Origin of the sequence: Mesorhizobium sp. M2E.F.Ca.ET.209.01.1.1 (assembly GCF_004010375.2) — a bacterium.
In the GTDB taxonomy this organism is placed as follows: Bacteria; Pseudomonadota; Alphaproteobacteria; order Rhizobiales; family Rhizobiaceae; genus Mesorhizobium.
On the sequence record NZ_SADP02000207.1, the window covers coordinates 1 to 432 of the forward strand.

General features: G+C 59.0%; 1 pseudogene. It reads left to right on the plus strand.

Annotation, left to right across the window (positions count from 1 at the left end):
• Positions 1–145 (plus strand): annotated as a pseudogene (locus tag EN852_RS35325) (IS481 family transposase); the annotation flags it as partial.
• Between the last annotated feature and the right edge of the window lie 287 nt (positions 146–432).

Genomic DNA, 432 nt, shown 5'->3' on the forward strand with positions numbered 1-432 from the left:
GCGCGGGCAGCGCCTGACCGGCAAGCACATTGCTATGCAAACCGGCGTGTCCGAAGCGACGGTGGGGCGAGTGCTGGCACACGCCGGACTGTTACGGCTGAAAGACCTGGTACCGGCCGAGCCGGCGCGTCGCTATGACCGCGAGCGTCAAGCCAATCAGCCTGTGCCCGGGAGTGGTGCTCTATTGGGCTGAGCGCTCGGGAGCGAGCCCTGACAGATTCAGTTTCCGCACCGTCGTTACACTCCTACTCGCAAAGAAATGAGTCCGAAGCCAACCAGCAGAGAATACCAGATGCTACGAGCGCCATGCATTTGCATCAAGTATCAAAGCGGGGCTGCTTTCGAGCCGTGCATTCGCTTGGGGACAACTTCGAAACGGGAGGGGAGTTTGGGAAATTGTTTTGTGAGCCTATCCAAAGTCAGGCATGTCAG